This window comes from Arthrobacter sp. R3-55 (assembly GCF_054161505.1).
Genome location: NZ_CP096423.1, coordinates 2989326 through 3005563, shown reverse-complemented (window position 1 = coordinate 3005563; position 16238 = coordinate 2989326). Strand labels below are relative to the sequence as shown.

Sequence of the window (16238 nt, the reverse complement as noted above, 5' to 3'; positions counted from 1 at the left end):
GCAACGCTGCAGCCGACGTTCGGACTGCACGGTCTGGATCACCCTCCACTAAGCATACGGCTAATCTCCAAAATAATGAGACTGCTCACAATTGCATGCATAAATATCGGACAGCATGAATATTCTTGCTGTACAGTGGAGTTATGACTATTTCTGTTGCCGTCTCCGGTGCCAGCGGCTACGCCGGAGGAGAAGTGCTGCGCCTGCTTGCGGGCCACCCCAACGTCACCATTGGTGCCATCACCGCGCACAGCAACGCCGGTTCCAGACTAGGGGAGTTGCAGCCGCATCTCCACGGTTTGGCCAGCCGGATCCTCGAAGACACCACGGTGGAAAACCTTTCAGGCCACGACGTCGTGTTCCTCGCCCTTCCGCACGGCGCCTCGGCTGAGATCGCGGCGCAGTTGCCGGAAGGCACCATAGTCATCGACGCCGGTGCGGACCACCGCTTGCAGGACGCCACTGCCTGGGAAAAGTTCTACGGATCCTCCCATGCCGGTACTTGGCCCTACGGCCTGCCCGAGCTTCCGGGCCAGCGGGAAGCACTCAAGGGTGCCACGCGCATCGCCGTTCCAGGCTGCTACCCGACGTCGGCCCTGCTCGCCTTGACGCCCGGGTTCGCCAATAATCTCCTCCTGGCGGACGACGTCGTCATTGTCTCCGCTTCGGGGACCTCGGGTGCCGGGAAGGCTGCCAAGGTCAATCTGATCGGCGCTGAGGTCATGGGTTCCATGAGCCCTTACGGTGTTGGCGGCGGGCACCGGCACACGCCTGAGATCGAACAAGGTCTGTCCAACGCGGCAGGTGAACCGGTGACGGTTTCCTTCACCCCGACGCTGGTCCCGATGAGCCGGGGCATCCTGACTACCGCCACGGCGAAGGTTGGTCACGGTGTTACCGAGGCTGAGCTCCGCCAGGCCTGGACGGATGCCTACGACGACGAGCCGTTCGTGCATCTCCTTCCGGAAGGCCAGTGGCCCACCACCAAATCCGTGCAGGGCTCCAACCACGCAGTAATGCAGTTGGCCTTCGACGCCCACACAGGCCGCGTGATCGTTACGTGCGCCATTGACAACCTCACCAAGGGGACCGCCGGCGGAGCCGTGCAGTCCATGAACATTGCCCTCGGCCTGGATGAAACCGCCGGCCTGAACCTGCAGGGAGTAGCACCGTGACCATTACCGCACCCAAGGGATTCCGCGCCGCAGGCATCAAAGCCGGCATTAAGGCCTCGGGCAACCCGGACCTGGCACTGGTAGTTAATGACGGGCCGCAAAAGTCCGCGGCTGCCGTCTTTACCTCCAACCGCGTGGCTGCTGCGCCGGTTCACTGGTCACGCCAGGTAGTCAGCGATGGCCGTGTGGACGCCGTGGTCTTGAACTCCGGTGGTGCCAACGCCTGCACCGGTCCCCAGGGCTTCCAGAACACCCACGCCACGGCAGAAAAAGTGGCGGACGTGCTGGGAGTCTCAGCTTCCGACGTCGTGGTTTGCTCTACCGGCCTGATCGGTGAGCAGTTGCCCATGGACAAGATCATCCCGGGCGTTGAGGCTGCTTTCCGCGAACTGTCCGAGGACGGCGGCTCAGCAGCGGCAACTGCCATCATGACCACGGACAGCGTTTCCAAGGAAGCGGTCTTCACAGGTACCGACGCCGAAGGCAAGCAGTTCACCGTAGGCGGCATCGCCAAGGGAGCCGGCATGCTGGCACCGGGCCTTGCCACTATGTTGGTCGTTCTCACCACCGATGCCGAGGTTCCTGCGAATGAGCTCGACGTCGTCCTCCGCGACGCCACACGTGTCACCTTTGACCGGGCGGACTCGGACGGATGCATGTCCACCAACGACACCGTGGTGCTGCTGGCATCGGGTGCTTCCGAGGCTCTGCCCTCAGCCGAGCAGTTGAGCGAAGCGGTCACCAACGTCTGCGCCGAACTGGCACGCAAGCTGATCGGAGATGCCGAAGGTGCCAGCCACGACATCGCTATCCGGACCTTCAACGCCGCCAGCGAACGCGACGCTGAAATCGTCAGCCGCAGCGTTGCCCGTTCCAATCTGTTCAAGGCAGCCATCTTTGGCAAGGACCCCAACTGGGGCCGCGTTCTCTCGGCAGTGGGAACCACCGATGCTGCGTTCGAAGCGGACCAGCTCAACGTCGCCATGAACGGCGTGCAGATCTGCCGCAACGGTGCAATCGGCGATGACCGCAACCTGGTGGATTTGGAGCCGCGGGAAGTCTTGGTCGAAATCGACCTGCAAGCCGGCGATGCCGAGGCCACCATCTGGACCAACGATCTCACGCACGATTACGTGCATGAGAACAGCGCCTACTCGAGCTGAGCCCATGACGATGACTGCACACACCCGCGAGACCACCTCCACGAGCCACGTCTCGGCCAAATCAGCCCAGGATAAGGCGGGCACCCTGATTGAAGCCCTGCCCTGGATCCAGCGTTTTGCCGGGACCACCATGGTCATCAAGTACGGCGGCAACGCCATGGTCAACGACGACCTCCGCCGCGCCTTCGCGGAGGACATCGTTTTCCTCCATCACGTGGGCATCCACCCCGTGGTGGTCCATGGCGGCGGCCCCCAGATCAACTCCATGCTCGGCCGTCTCGGCATTGAATCCGAGTTCAAAGGTGGCTTGCGTGTCACCACCCCTGAGGCCATGGACGTGGTGCGCATGGTCCTTACGGGCCAGGTGGGTCGCGAGCTCGTCGGCCTCATCAATTCCCACGGACCCTATGCCGTGGGCATGTCCGGGGAAGATGGCGGGCTGCTGCGCGCCGTCCGCACGGGCACTGTGGTGGATGGCGAAGAAGTGGACCTGGGCTTGGTGGGCGAAGTAGTGGGCGTCGATCCCGCAGGCATTAAGGACATTCTCGACGCCGGCCGCATCCCGGTGATTTCCACCGTCGCCCCCGAAATTCTCGACGACGGCACCGGCTCCGGTCCCACTACGGGCCAAGTCCTGAACGTCAATGCCGACACTGCAGCCGCCGCCGTCGCGTCGGCATTGGGTGCCACCAAGCTGGTTATCCTCACCGACGTGGAAGGCCTGTACGCCAACTGGCCGGACAAATCGTCGCTGATCTCGTCGCTGACAGCATCGGAACTGCGCGAGATGTTGCCCAAACTGGAGTCCGGCATGATCCCCAAAATGGCTGCTTGCCTTAAAGCCATCGATGAGGGCGTGGAGCGCGCACACATCGTGGACGGCCGCCTGCCGCACTCCATGCTGCTGGAAACGTTCACGACGGCGGGCATCGGCACCCAAGTAGTCCCTGATGAGGAAGTGAACGCATGAGCGAAACTGTTGGCCTCAACCCGACCGGCGATGGACCCCCCGCCCGCTTCGCGGTGCCCGACCACACCCGGGGGTCCATCGCCGGATCGGAGGCCAAAGCTTCCGTCATGACTGGAGTGAGTAATGGCGCGGAGTGGCTTGCCCGTTACTCGTCCTCACTCATGGGTGTCTTTGGTACCCCGCAGCGGGTTCTGGTCCGCGGCGCGGGCTGCCTCGTGTGGGACGCCGACGGCAAGGAATACCTTGACCTCTTGGGCGGCATTGCCGTGAACGCGTTGGGCCACGCCCACCCGTTCGTCACGTCGGTGATTTCGAGCCAGCTGGCCACACTCGGCCATGTCTCGAACTTCTTCACGAGTCCCACGCAGATCGCATTGGCCGAAAAGCTCTTGGCTCTGAGCAAGGCTCCCGCAGGTTCCAAGGTGTTCTTTGCCAATTCCGGTACTGAAGCCAACGAGGCTGCGTTCAAGCTTGCCCGCCGAAACAATGACGGCGGTAAGCGCACCAAGATCATTGCGCTGGAAGGTGCCTTCCACGGACGCACCATGGGCGCTTTGGCTCTTACGGCCAAAGAGGCTTACCGTGCGCCTTTTGAACCACTTCCCGGCGGTGTGGTCCACATTCCGTTCGGTGACATTGATGCCCTGCGTGCCGCCGTCGACGATTCCACGGCAGCTCTGTTCCTGGAACCGATCCAGGGTGAGGCGGGCGTACGGCCGCTCAGCGCCGAATATCTGCAGGCAGCCCGTGAGGCAACTACCGCAGCGGGCGCGTTGTTGATCCTTGACGAGGTCCAGACCGGCGTAGGCCGTACCGGTAAGTGGCTTGCCAGCGAAGACGCCGGGATTGTTCCCGACGCCTTAACTCTGGCCAAGGGACTTGGCGGCGGATTCCCCGTCGGTGCCCTGATCACCTTCGGAAGCGCGACGTCGGCCCTGCTCACCGCCGGGCAACACGGCACCACATTCGGTGGGAACCCGGTGGCTACCGCCGCGGCCCTTGCCACCCTGCACGCCCTCGAAAGCCAGAGCGTCCTGCAGAACGTACTCACGGTCGGGGAGTACCTGCGTCAGGGGCTGGCAGGTATCGAGGCCGTGACCGAGGTCCGTGGTGAAGGCCTGCTGATTGGCTTCGATGTCAATGCCGCCATCGCTCCGGCCGTGGTGACTGCGGCGTTGGACGCCGGTTTCATCATCAACAGTCCGGGGCCGCGGACCATCCGGCTTGCCCCTCCGTTGATCCTGACCATTGAGCAGGCGGACAGGTTCCTCTCTGCCCTGCCCGCTTTGATCGCCACGGCCACCGCCCAGACTGCTAAGGACGCACAGTGAGCACGTCAACCACCCGTCACTTCCTCAAGGACACGGACCTGAGTCCGGCCGAGCAGGCAGAGGTCCTGGACCTCGCCGTTCGGATGAAGGCAGCGCCATACGGCGTCCAGCCCTTCGCCGCGGATGGCAACGGCCGCAAGACCGTTGCCGTGATCTTCGATAAGACCTCCACCCGCACGCGTGTTTCCTTCGCCACGGGCATTGCGGACATGGGCGGCAACGCACTGATCATCAACCCGGGTGAAGCGCAGATCGGCCACAAGGAATCGGTCGAGGACACGGCAAAGGTCCTGGAGCGGATGGTCTCCACCATTGTGTGGCGGACGGGTGCGCACTCCGGACTCGTGGCCATGGCGGAGAACTCCAAGGTCCCCGTGATCAATGCCTTGTGCGATGACTACCACCCCTGCCAACTCCTGGCCGACCTCCTGGCAGTTAAGGAACACAAGGGCGAACTGGCCGGATTGAGCATGGCGTACCTGGGTGACGCGGCGAACAACATGGCCAACTCCTACCTGCTGGCCGGTGTCACAGCCGGAATGCACGTTCGCATCTCCGGACCGGAAGGTTACCTGCCGGCAGCAGAGATTGTGGCTGCTGCGGAACAGCGCGCTGCCGAGACGGGCGGCTCTGTGCTGATCACCAGCGATGCCGCCGAAGCCCTCAAGGGCGCCGACGTCGTGGCAACAGACACCTGGGTTTCCATGGGCCAGGAAGCGGAAAAAGACGCCCGTATGAAGCTCTTCCGTGAGTACTCCGTGGACGAGGCCGCCATGGCGCAAGCCGCACCGGACGCCGTCGTTCTCCACTGCCTCCCCGCTTACCGAGGCTACGAAATTTCAGCCGGCGTCATCGACGGCCCGCAGTCGATCGTGTGGGATGAGGCGGAAAACCGCCTCCATGCCCAGAAGGCACTCATGGCCTGGCTGATGCACCGCTCGGGGCTCGCCGTCGTAGAGGGCCTTTCACCGGTTGAAGGCACTTCCGCCCTGGAAAACACTGTGGAGAGCTCGTTCTAGTGTCCACCAATCCGTCCGTGCCGGGCGCCAGCCCGGCCACCAAGACTGCCCGACAGGCGCGTATCACTGCGATCCTGACGGGTGAGTCCGTGCGTTCCCAGGCAGAGCTTGCAGCCCTGCTGGCGGACGACGGCGTCCAGGTCACCCAGGCCACGTTGTCCAGGGACCTTGTGGAACTGGGTGCCGTCCGGGTCCGTGGCAAGGAAGGCGCGCTGGTTTACGCCGTTCCGGGGGAGGGCGGGGACCGCAACGCCAAGAGCGGCGTCACCCAGGAAATCCTGGATGCGCGGTTGACGCGGCTTTGCGGAGAACTCCTGGTGACAGCGGAGGCCTCGGGCAACATCGTGGTGCTTCGCACCCCACCCGGAGCCGCGAACTTCCTGGCACTGGCCGTGGACCACTCGGTGATGCCCTCCGTATTGGGTACGATCGCAGGCGACGACACTTTGCTGTTGGTCGCCCGGGACCCCGATGGCGGGGCTGAACTGGCGGCGCGTTTCCTGCGCATGGCCGAAGAAGCCGGGCCTGGCAACTGATTGATCTTTTTCAGCATTGATACACACAGCTTTGATTCAAACGAACCAAGCAACAACAAAGGAGCACTCTCGTGACTGAGCGCATTGTTCTGGCCTACTCCGGTGGCCTTGATACGTCCGTAGCCATCGGCTGGATCGGTGAAGCCACCGGCGCCGAGGTCATCGCTGTGGCCGTCGATGTCGGACAGGGCGGCGAGTCCCTGGAGACCATCCGCCAGCGCGCCCTCGGTTGCGGCGCCGTCGAGGCCTACGTGGCCGACGCCCGTGACGAGTTCGCCAATGAGTACGCCATGCCAACCCTGAAGGCCAACGCGCTCTACCAGGGTCACTACCCGCTGGTGTCGGCCATCTCGCGTCCGGTCATCGTGAAGCACCTGGTGAAGGCTGCCCGTGAATTCGGCGCCACCACGGTTGCCCATGGCTGCACCGGCAAGGGCAACGACCAAGTCCGCTTTGAAGTCGGCATCCAGACCCTCGGCCCGGACCTGAAGTGCATTGCACCTGTACGCGACCTCGCCCTGACCCGCGACAAGGCCATCGCCTTCGCCGAGGAAAAGGGATTGCCGATCGAAACCACCAAGAAGAACCCGTACTCGATCGACCAGAACGTCTGGGGACGCGCCGTCGAGACCGGTTACCTCGAGGACATCTGGAACGCTCCCACCAAGGACATTTACGACTACACCGCCACCCCGGAATTTCCGCCGGCACCGGATGAGGTCACCATTTCCTTCCAGGCCGGCGTGCCGGTAGCAATCGACGGCGTCAAGGTCACCCCGCTGCAGGCCATCCAGGAACTGAACCGCCGTGCAGGCGCGCAGGGCGTTGGCCGTATCGACGTGGTCGAGGACCGCCTCGTGGGCATCAAGTCCCGCGAAATTTACGAAGCACCCGGCGCCATGGCGCTGATCACCGCGCACAAGCACCTCGAGGACATCACCATCGAACGCGAGCAGGCCCGCTTCAAGGCAACTGTTGGCCAGCGTTGGTCCGAGTTGGTCTACGACGGCCAGTGGTTCTCCCCGCTGAAGCGCTCCTTGGACGCTTTCATCGAGGACACGCAGCAGTACGTTTCCGGTGACATCCGCATGGTCCTCCACGGTGGCCAGGCGATCGTCAACGGTCGTCGCTCCGAGACCTCGCTGTACGACTTCGACCTCGCCACCTACGACACCGGCGATACCTTCGATCAGTCCATGGCACGCGGCTTCATCGAGCTGTGGGGTATGTCCTCCAAGGTTGCCTCGGGCCGCGACCTGCGGGTCGCAGGGCAGTAATGACGTCGGCGACAAACGAAGGTGCACTGTGGGGCGGCCGGTTCGCCGGCGGCCCCGCGGATGCGCTGGCCGCACTGAGCAAGTCCACGCACTTTGACTGGCGGCTTGCCCGCTATGACATCGCCGGCTCCATGGCGCACGCCCGCGTGCTCGCCAAAGCGGGGTTGCTGGACGATGCCGAACTGGAAGGCATGCTTGCAGCCCTCACGCAGTTGGACGAGGACGTAGCCAGTGGTGCGTACCTTCCGGCCGAGAGCGACGAGGACGTGCACGGGTCCCTGGAGCGTGGCCTGATTGAGCGCGCCGGAACCCAGTTGGGCGGCAAGCTGCGCGCGGGCCGTTCCCGCAACGATCAAGTGGCCACCCTTGGCCGCATGTTCCTGCGTGACCACGCCCGGATCATTGCCGGTGGCGTGCTTGCCACCATCGATGCCCTCGTAGAGCAGGCAAAGGCCCACCAGGGCGTTGCCATGCCGGGCCGGACACACTTGCAGCACGCCCAGCCGGTGTTGCTGAGCCACCACCTCCTGGCTCACGCGTGGGCATTGCTGCGCGACGTGCAGCGTCTCCAGGACTGGGACAAGCGGGCCGGTGTTTCGCCGTATGGTTCAGGTGCCCTGGCTGGCTCCTCCCTGGGACTGGATCCCGAGGCCGTCGCCGCCGATCTCGGTTTCTTCTCGGCTGTGCACAACTCGATCGATGGCACCGCCTCCCGCGACGTCTTCGCCGAGTTCGCCTGGGTTTGTTCCATGATCGGTGTGGACCTGTCCCGGATCTCCGAGGAAGTCATCTTCTGGGCAACCAAGGAATTCTCCTTCGTCACGCTGCATGACTCGTACTCCACGGGGTCCTCGATCATGCCGCAGAAGAAGAACCCGGACGTTGCTGAGCTTGCCCGCGGCAAGGCAGGGCGCCTCATCGGCAACCTGACCGGGCTGCTGGCGACACTCAAGGGACTGCCGCTCGCGTACAACCGTGATCTGCAGGAGGACAAGGAGCCGGTGTTCGACGCCGCCGACACCCTGGAACTCTTGCTTCCGGCCGTGTCCGGCATGATCGCCACCCTGAAGTTCAACACCGAGCGAATGGAATCCCTGGCACCCCAGGGCTTTGCGCTGGCCACGGACATTGCCGAATGGCTGGTCCGGCAGGGCGTTCCATTCCGCGAAGCCCACGAGCTCTCCGGTGCCGCCGTCAAGCAGGCCGAAGGCCGCGGTGTGGAGCTGTGGGACCTGACGGACGAGGAATATGGGGCAATCTCCGAGCACCTCACTCCCGAGGTCCGCAGCGTTCTCAGCACCGAAGGTTCGCTCAACAGCCGGAACTCGCAGGGCGGAACGGCTCCGGCCGCCGTCGAGCGTCAACTCAAGGCACTCGAAGCGGAACTGGACGCAGCGCGATCCTACGCCGGCTAGTCGCTGCTTCATGACCTGTGGGATGGCACGTCAGGTGCCATCCCACAGGTGTTTAACCCGGTGGGTTAGCATGGCGCTATGACTCAGATCACCCCCGACGCGCTGCCCGCCGAGCTTCACAAAGCCGCCGGCACCGTCACCCGCCTCCTCACCAAACTGGACGAATCGTCCGTCGCTGAACCGTCGGAACTGCCAGGCTGGACCCGGGGCCACGTCCTGGCCCACGTGGCCGGAATCTCCAACGCCATGGCGCGGCAACTCGAGTATGCGCGACGCGGCGAAAGCATTGAACTGTACGACGGCGGCATGGACGGCCGTAATAAGGCAATCGAACTTGCCGCCGGGCACAGCCTCGCCCAGCACACGGAGTCCGTCACCACTGCAGTGGGCACAGCGATTTCCGCGGTCGACGCCCTGGGACCGGACGATTGGCACGCCCGCATCGCTTACAGGGACGGAACAGTCTTCGACGGTGGCCTGGCCCTGTGGCGCGAGCTCACTATCCATGCCTCCGACCTGGGGTTGGGATTCGGGCCGGAGACGTGGAGCCGGCCTTTCTGCGAACACCTCATCGGGTTCCTGGCTGCACGCGTTCCGGAAACCTATAAATTCGTCCTGCAGCCCACAGGCCTGCCCCAGCTCAGCATTGGTACGGGCGGCACTTCCATCGCCATCACCGGCATGCTGACCGACATCGCAGCGTGGCTGGCCGGACGCGAGCCCAGCCTCGGCAGCCTTCGTGCAACGGCAGCCGCCGACGGAGTGGACCTGCCGGAGTTGCTGCCCTGGCCGGCCGCACAACCCGCCTCCCGCTAACCCGGACGCTCTTTCACTTCTCGGGTGTTTGGGGTGGACGCTCTTTCACGTTCCGGGTGTTTGGGGTGGACGCTCTTTCACGTCCCGGGTGTTCATTTGCTTCCAGGTCGCGACGTCGCCGCCGCGCGCCACAAATGCAAGGTGGCGTAGGAACGCCATGGGCTGACCTCCCTGAAGTCTGCGCTGAGACCAGTACCTGCTGGCATAGCCTTCAATCCGTTCCGGACCGCGGCGTCGTTGGCCAGGAAAACATCCGGAGCGCCCAGGACGCGCATCGCCACGTAGCCCACTGTCCATGGCCCCACACCCGGCAGGGGGAGCAGCTTTTGTTCAAGGCCGGAGACGTCGTCCCCGTAGCCGAAGTCGAGGGCGCCGGTGGCCATTGCTTCGGCTGCGGCCACTATGGAGTCGATTCGCCGTTGTGGTCCGCGGAGGAGTGCCCGCCCATGGCTGGCGAGCTCTGCCGCCGTCGGAAATAAGCGCTCCAAACCAGGGGAGCCGTCCCTCGCGGGGGAACCCGCTGCGGACAACTGTGTGAGGGCAGTTCTGGCCGCAGCCACAGTGATCTGCTGCCCGATCATGGCCCTAATAAGCAGTTCCTGGGGGTCCACTGCACCTGGGACGCGGATACCGGGGATTGCCCGAACGCTGTCCACCAGCCGTGGGTCCAAGGCCAAGGTGTCGTCAACAGACTGCGGATCGGCGTCCAGATCGAACAGTCGGCGGACCCGGCTTAGCAGTGCCGGGAGATCATGGAGGTCCACTGCTGAAGCTGTCAACTGTAACGGCCTTCCGGCAGCGGAAGGGCTGTACTTCACGGAGAACGAAGCACTGCCCCCTGCGAGCCGCAGCGTCCTTCCGTAGGTCCTGCTTCCGTCCGGACCTGTCCCTGCCAGTTCGATCCCTGGAACCGCGCGTACTGCAAGGAAGTCCAAGATGCCGGGATCGAACGGTTCGCGGTACGGCAGGTTCAGCGTCAGCCCGGCGGGAGCCGCCACCACAGTACCCCGGCGTTGGCCGGACCTGGCCCCGCTGGCGCGCAACGCCGTCGGCGTCATCGCGAACACTTCGCCGATAGTGTCGTTGAATTGCCGCACACTGTTGAATCCGGAGGCGAACGCGACGTCTGCCAGGAGCATGCTGGTGGAGACCAAGAGGGTTCTGGCCGTCTGTGCCCGGCTGGCGCGTGCCAGTGAGAGAGGACCGGCGCCGAGTTCGTTGCTGAGGATGCGGTTGAGTTGCCGGGCGGAGTAGCCCAGGCGTTGTGCCAGACCGTCCACTCCTTCGCGGGTGATCACGCCGTCGTTGATCAGTCGCATGGCCCGTCCCGCAATGTCGGAGCGGATGTTCCAGGCCGGCGTGCCGGGAACGGCTTCAGGCAGGCACCGCTTGCAGGCGCGGTATCCGGCTTCATGGGCAGCAGCAGAGGTTTCGTAGAAAGTCACGTTCTCTGCCTTGGGCGTCCGGGCGGGGCACGACGGCCTGCAGTAGATGCCGGTGGAGCTGACGGCCGTAAAGAATTGGCCGTCGAACCGGGTGTCGCGGGCGTCGATTGCCCGGTAGCGCTGCCAGAAGTCCATGACTTCATCCTGCCAGCCCTGAGTAGCCGCTGCTAGCGGAAATCGGACATGGCCGTACGTGGGTCATTTGCTAGGGTCTGGTCATGAATCCGTCCACCAACAACGAAGTCACCGATCCTCTGGAAGTGCGAAGGTTCCTCGAGGGCGATCCTCGCGAAATCGCACCACGGATACTTGGTGCGGTGCTCACCCACCACTCCGAAGCCGGCCCGGTCTCGGTCAGGCTCACTGAGGTGGAGGCGTACATGGGCCCGCGGGATTCGGAACACCCCGACCCCGGTTCCCATACTTTTGGCGGTCCTACGGCCCGCAATGCGCCCATGTTCGGCCCTCCCGGGTTCCTTTACGTCTACTTCACGTACGGCATGCACTACTGCGCCAACATCGTCTGCGGCCCTGACGGCTCAGCGTCGGCACTGCTCCTGCGAGCCGGAGAAATTGTGGAGGGGGATGAGCTCGCCGCCCTTCGCCGGCCGGCCGCCAAAACACACAAGGACCTCGCCAGCGGACCAGCGCGGCTCGCCTCCGCTTTGGGACTCACGACGGCGGACACGGGCCGTGACGCGCTCGCCTCACCCTTCAGCCTGTGGTTGCCCACGCTGCCCGCACCTGTCGTCGCCAGCGGGCCACGGGTAGGAGTTGCGGGCCCGGGTGGAAGCACCGAGTATCCGTGGCGCTTTTGGATAGAGGACGATCCCACCGTTTCCCGGTACAAAGCCGCGCGGCCCCGAAATCGGGTAGTTCCGTAGCAAGCGTTCCACCACATGACGTGTACCCCGCACGTTTACCAAAATCGCTGTAGAATGGACGGTCTGTCTTTTGCGATAGGGGTTACGTTTCGATGCACGACGCTGATTTGGTCCACGAGCAGGAATATGTGGCCGGGCTGTATGCCCGGCTTGATGAGCTGCGCGCAGAAAAGCGCGCCCAGCTGGCGCAGGTGCGCAAGTCCGGCGCGGTGGGAACCATGCAGAACGTTTCCGAACGTGACGCGTTTGCGGCCCTGTACGAGGACCGCCTGGCCCAGCTCGACGCCGTCGATGACCGCTTGGTCTTCGGCCGTTTGGACCTTGACTCCGGCGAAGCCCAGTACATCGGGCGCATCGGCCTGTCCACGGCCGACCTCCAAAGGCTGATGGTTGACTGGCGCGCTCCGGAGGCCGGGCACTTCTACCAGGCCACGGCGTTTGACCGCCAGGGTGTACGCCGGCGCCGTCACCTGATCCTCCAAGGGCGTGACGTCAAAGCCATAGAAGACGATGTCCTGGATGCGGGCATGCTTGCCGACAACGACTCCCTTCAGGGGGAGGGCGCGCTGCTCGCCGCCCTGAACTCCAAGCGCACGGGTCGCATGTCTGACATTGTCGGGACCATCCAGTCTGAACAGGACCGGATCATCCGCTCGTCCATCTCCGGCGCGCTGGTGGTGCAGGGCGGGCCAGGCACCGGTAAGACCGCTGTCGCCCTGCACCGTGCTGCCTATTTGCTGTACACGCACCGCGAACGGCTCAAGAGCGCCGGCGTCTTGCTGGTTGGACCGTCCTCGTCCTTCATGCATTACATCGAACGGGTTCTGCCGTCCCTCGGTGAAACCGGAGTGGTCATGGCCAGCCTTGGCCGACTGATGCCCGGCATCAACGCCATCCCGGAGGAAGATGCCGACGTCGCGGCCCTCAAGGGCAAGCTGGACATGACCAAAGTGGTGGCCAACGCTGTCGCCAACCGCCAGCGGACACCTGCCGAGGACCGCATTCTCGAGGTGGATTCCCGCAAGCTGACACTGACCGTCCGCCAAGTCCGTCGTGCCCGCGAGAAAGCCCGTGCCACCGGCAAGCCCCATAACGAAGCCCGGCTGACGTTCATCAAGATCCTTCTGCGCGAGCTCACCGAGCAACTGACCGATCTCGTTGAGGAATCGAACATCGGCAACAACGCTGATCGCGCCTATCTTGCCGAGGACGTCCGCTCGGCCAGGGATGTCCGCATTGCGCTGAATCTGTGCTGGATGCCGATGACGCCGGAGAAACTCATCTCCGAACTGTTCAGCAAGCCGGCCATTCTTGAAGCGTGCACGCCGCACCTGACGCCCGCCCAACGCGCCCTGCTGCAGCGTCCGGCAGATGCGCCGTGGACTGAGGCGGATGTTCCGCTGCTGGATGAGGCAGCGGAACTCCTGGGTGAACTGGATCCGGCAGCAGGCAGGGGACTGGCCCAGCAGGAAGCGGACCGCGCCCGCGACATCGCCAATGCCAAGCAGACCTTGGCCAACATGGAAGCCATGGGTGTTGATGTTTTGGTGTCGGCCGAGGAACTTGCTGACCAAAACCAGGAACGCGAAAGCCGGTTGACGGCCGCTGAGCGTGCAACGAGCGACCGCTCGTGGGCTTTCGGCCACATTGTGGTTGACGAGGCCCAGGAACTGTCGCCGATGCAGTGGCGGCTCCTGGTGCGTCGTTGCCCCTTGAAGTCCTTCACGATCGTGGGGGACATTGCTCAGACGAGCGCAGCGGCGGGCGCCAATTCGTGGCAAAGTGCACTGGCGCCGTCGTTCGGTGACCGCTGGACGCTTGAAGAGCTCACCGTCAACTACCGCACGCCCTCGCAGATCGCCGAAGCCGCAGTCCGCATGGCCAACCGTGCAGGCCTGGTGGTCTCGGCCCCCAAGGCTGTGCGCGAAGGAAAATGGTCGCCCATTGTGGACCGCGTTGATGCTGAGAGCATCGTGTCGCACCTGGTGGAGGTCCTGCCTGAAGAAGTGGAAGCGATCGACGGCGGCCTGCTGGCTGTTATCGCCGACGGTCCACTCCTGCCGCAGGCTACCGCAGCCCTGCGGGAGGTCTATGGACGCCGCATCGGATCGGGTGCAGGCAGTTACGAGCAGGACATTGTGGTCATCAGCCCCAAGGAAGCCAAAGGCCTGGAATTCGACGGCGTGGTGGTGCTGGAACCGGCCGCCATGCTGAACCATGAACACGGCAAGGTGGGCGACCTCTATGTCGCCATGACGCGGGCAACGCAGCGTTTGCGTCTCATTGCTGCTGCCCCCGTACCTGCCGGCATTGAGCGCTAGGAAAACGGGCCCCTTCAATCCTGCTAACTTAGATCTCGTGTCACACGTAAACAACCTCGAGTCCCAGCACAACGATCCCGCTTTTGCCAACGTTTGGCAGGAGCTCAAATGGCGCGGCCTGATCCACGTTTCCACTGACGAAACGGAACTGGAAAAGCTGCTCGCCGGGGACCCGATCACCTATTACTGTGGCTTCGATCCCACCGCGCCCTCCCTGCACCTGGGCAACCTCGTGCAATTGCTGGTGATGCGGCGCCTGCAGTTGGCAGGCCACAAACCGCTGGGTCTGGTGGGTGGATCCACCGGCCTGATCGGTGACCCGCGTCCGACGGCGGAACGCACCTTGAACACCAAGGACACCGTTGCGGAATGGGTGGGCTACCTCCAAGGGCAGGTGCGCCGCTTCCTCAGCTTCGATGGGGACAACGCAGCGCGCATGGTCAACAACCTTGACTGGACCGCGCCCCTGAGCGCCATTGATTTCCTGCGTGAAATCGGTAAGCACTTCCGTGTCGGCACCATGCTCCGCAAGGATGCCGTAGCGTCACGCCTCAATTCCGACGAAGGCATCAGCTACACCGAGTTCAGCTACCAGATCCTGCAGGGCATGGACTACCTCCAACTCTTCCGCGACTACGGCTGCGCATTGCAGACCGGTGGTTCGGACCAGTGGGGCAACCTGACCAGTGGAACCGAGCTGATCCGCAAGGTGGAGGGCAAGAGCGTCCACGCCCTTGGTACGCCGCTGATTACCAACTCAGATGGCACCAAGTTTGGCAAGAGCGAAGGCAACGCCATCTGGCTGGATCCGGACATGTGCAGCCCGTACACGTTCTACCAGTTCTGGCTGAACACCGCCGACGCAGATGTGGTGGACCGGCTCAAGGTCTTCACCTTCCTCTCACGTGCAGAGATCGAGGCACTCGGGGAAGCTGTGGCGGAGCGTCCGTTTGCCCGTGAAGGCCAGAAGAAGCTCGCCTACGAAGTGACCTCGCTGGTACACGGCGTTGACGCAACCGAGAAAGTGATCGCGGCCTCGGCAGCGCTCTTCGGTAACGGTGACCTGACGATCCTGGATGAGCGCACTCTTGAAGCAGCAACTGCGGAACTTCCCTCCGCAACCATTGGTGCCGACGGCTTGGGCATCATCGATCTCCTGGTTGCCTCGGGCCTCTCGGACAGCAAGTCCGCTGCTCGTCGCACCGTTGGCGAGGGTGGTGCCTATGTGAACAACACCAAGGTGTCCGATCCCGACGCCGTCATCGGCCAGGACGAACTGCTTCACGGACGCTACTTGCTCCTCCGCCGGGGCAAGAAGAACCTCGCCACCATTGAGGTATCTGCGTAGCTTTCACTTTTCCAGCTCTGAAAGGGCCGGCAGCCGTTACGGTTGCCGGCCTTTTTGCGTTAAGCACGCTTCTGGTGGGTCCGGTTGGTGCGGTTGCTGGTGGCGGCGGGTGTGAGTGGGTGCAGTTGCTGGCTGGTCCGGCGATAGTGGCGAGTGGGGCGGTGGTCGTTTTCGGGGCGCTGCTCTTTCGTGGGGTTGGCGCGCGCTGCCGGACGCCGGCCGCTCCCTTCTGACGCTCTATCACTTCCCTCGGGCTTGAGGCGGACGCTCTTTCAGGTCCCTCGGGTTTGGTGAATGTGTGGGGGTTCGACGGCGGTGGTTGCTGTTGGGTGGTGTCGGTGGCCGGGTTGGGTGGTTGGGGGTTGTGACGGGCTTCACTGTGGCTTGTGGTTGTTGTTGGGTGGGGTTTTGGGGGTGTTTTGGGGTTGTTTAGCTTGTGTTGGCTGGGTTTTTGGGTGGTGTTGGGGTGGATTTGGTGTGGGGGTGGGGCGCGTGTAAAGTTGTTCGAGTCGCCGCCGCTGATGCGGAATGATGGTGA

General features: G+C 63.7%; 13 protein-coding genes. 12 read left to right on the top strand and 1 reads right to left on the bottom strand.

Translation table 11 applies throughout. The features are described from left to right. Window positions 1–143: 143 nt before the first annotated feature. From argC to M1D51_RS13815, 9 genes are all read left to right on the top strand, one after another. Entirely contained in the window at window positions 144–1175 is a 1032-nt protein-coding gene (gene argC / locus M1D51_RS13855) for an N-acetyl-gamma-glutamyl-phosphate reductase (RefSeq protein WP_458106890.1), read from the top strand. Next, window positions 1172–2338 carry a bifunctional glutamate N-acetyltransferase/amino-acid acetyltransferase ArgJ gene (argJ, locus tag M1D51_RS13850; RefSeq protein WP_172324027.1) on the top strand — a complete coding sequence of 389 codons (1167 nt, stop codon included), beginning with the start codon at window positions 1172–1174 and terminating at the stop codon, window positions 2336–2338. Before argC ends, argJ begins: the two co-directional genes overlap by 4 nt. Before the next feature lie 10 nt (window positions 2339–2348). After that, window positions 2349–3308, top strand: coding sequence for an acetylglutamate kinase (gene argB, locus M1D51_RS13845; RefSeq protein ID WP_172324036.1), 960 nt, complete (start codon window positions 2349–2351; stop codon window positions 3306–3308). A 107-nt stretch (window positions 3309–3415) separates the two neighbouring features. Further along, on the top strand, window positions 3416–4639 hold the full coding sequence (locus tag M1D51_RS13840; protein ID WP_458109592.1) for an acetylornithine transaminase: 1224 nt from the start codon (window positions 3416–3418) through the stop codon (window positions 4637–4639). Beyond that, a complete protein-coding gene (gene argF, locus M1D51_RS13835; protein ID WP_458106889.1) occupies window positions 4636–5658 on the top strand; it encodes an ornithine carbamoyltransferase in 1023 nt (340 codons plus the stop codon). The genes M1D51_RS13840 and argF overlap by 4 nt, the downstream gene beginning before the upstream one ends. Next, a complete protein-coding gene (locus M1D51_RS13830; RefSeq protein ID WP_011774347.1) occupies window positions 5658–6194 on the top strand; it encodes an arginine repressor in 537 nt (178 codons plus the stop codon). The genes argF and M1D51_RS13830 overlap by 1 nt, the downstream gene beginning before the upstream one ends. Before the next feature lie 71 nt (window positions 6195–6265). After that, a complete protein-coding gene (locus M1D51_RS13825; RefSeq protein ID WP_026541618.1) occupies window positions 6266–7471 on the top strand; it encodes an argininosuccinate synthase in 1206 nt (401 codons plus the stop codon). After that, complete coding sequence (gene argH, locus M1D51_RS13820) at window positions 7471–8886, top strand: argininosuccinate lyase (protein WP_172324030.1); 1416 nt, start codon at window positions 7471–7473, stop codon at window positions 8884–8886. The genes M1D51_RS13825 and argH overlap by 1 nt, the downstream gene beginning before the upstream one ends. Before the next feature lie 78 nt (window positions 8887–8964). Continuing rightward, the gene (locus M1D51_RS13815) at window positions 8965–9702 is read left to right on the top strand and encodes a maleylpyruvate isomerase family mycothiol-dependent enzyme (protein WP_458106888.1); all 738 of its coding nucleotides are present in this window, start codon (window positions 8965–8967) and stop codon (window positions 9700–9702) included. A gap of 92 nt (window positions 9703–9794) precedes the next feature. Here the strand turns inward: M1D51_RS13815 and M1D51_RS13810 are convergent, their stop codons facing one another. After that, window positions 9795–11282, bottom strand: coding sequence for an AlkA N-terminal domain-containing protein (locus M1D51_RS13810; protein ID WP_458106887.1), 1488 nt, complete (start codon window positions 11280–11282; stop codon window positions 9795–9797). Window positions 11283–11365: 83 nt separating this feature from the next. Between M1D51_RS13810 and M1D51_RS13805 the strand changes: the two genes are divergently transcribed. From M1D51_RS13805 to tyrS, 3 genes are all read left to right on the top strand, one after another. Then, window positions 11366–12031 carry a DNA-3-methyladenine glycosylase gene (locus tag M1D51_RS13805; protein WP_458106886.1) on the top strand — a complete coding sequence of 222 codons (666 nt, stop codon included), beginning with the start codon at window positions 11366–11368 and terminating at the stop codon, window positions 12029–12031. A 92-nt stretch (window positions 12032–12123) separates the two neighbouring features. Beyond that, window positions 12124–14352: a HelD family protein gene (locus M1D51_RS13800; RefSeq protein WP_172324034.1), complete on the top strand. Its 2229-nt coding sequence runs from the start codon at window positions 12124–12126 to the stop codon at window positions 14350–14352. A gap of 37 nt (window positions 14353–14389) precedes the next feature. Next, entirely contained in the window at window positions 14390–15700 is a 1311-nt protein-coding gene (gene tyrS / locus M1D51_RS13795; RefSeq protein WP_172324035.1) for a tyrosine--tRNA ligase, read from the top strand. The last annotated feature ends 538 nt before the right edge of the window (window positions 15701–16238 follow it).

Bases quoted from the DNA above. Each gene is read 5' to 3' on its own strand.
- argB (WP_172324036.1), top strand. From the start codon at position 2,349: ATGACTGCACACACCCGCGAGACCACCTCCACGAGCCACGTCTCGGCC.
- argC (WP_458106890.1), top strand. From the start codon at position 144: ATGACTATTTCTGTTGCCGTCTCCGGTGCCAGCGGCTACGCCGGAGGA.
- M1D51_RS13805 (WP_458106886.1), top strand. From the start codon at position 11,366: ATGAATCCGTCCACCAACAACGAAGTCACCGATCCTCTGGAAGTGCGA.
- M1D51_RS13810 (WP_458106887.1), bottom strand. From the start codon at position 11,282: ATGGACTTCTGGCAGCGCTACCGGGCAATCGACGCCCGCGACACCCGG.
- M1D51_RS13815 (WP_458106888.1), top strand. From the start codon at position 8,965: ATGACTCAGATCACCCCCGACGCGCTGCCCGCCGAGCTTCACAAAGCC.
- M1D51_RS13800 (WP_172324034.1), top strand. From the start codon at position 12,124: ATGCACGACGCTGATTTGGTCCACGAGCAGGAATATGTGGCCGGGCTG.
- argH (WP_172324030.1), top strand. From the start codon at position 7,471: ATGACGTCGGCGACAAACGAAGGTGCACTGTGGGGCGGCCGGTTCGCC.
- M1D51_RS13840 (WP_458109592.1), top strand. From the start codon at position 3,416: ATGACTGGAGTGAGTAATGGCGCGGAGTGGCTTGCCCGTTACTCGTCC.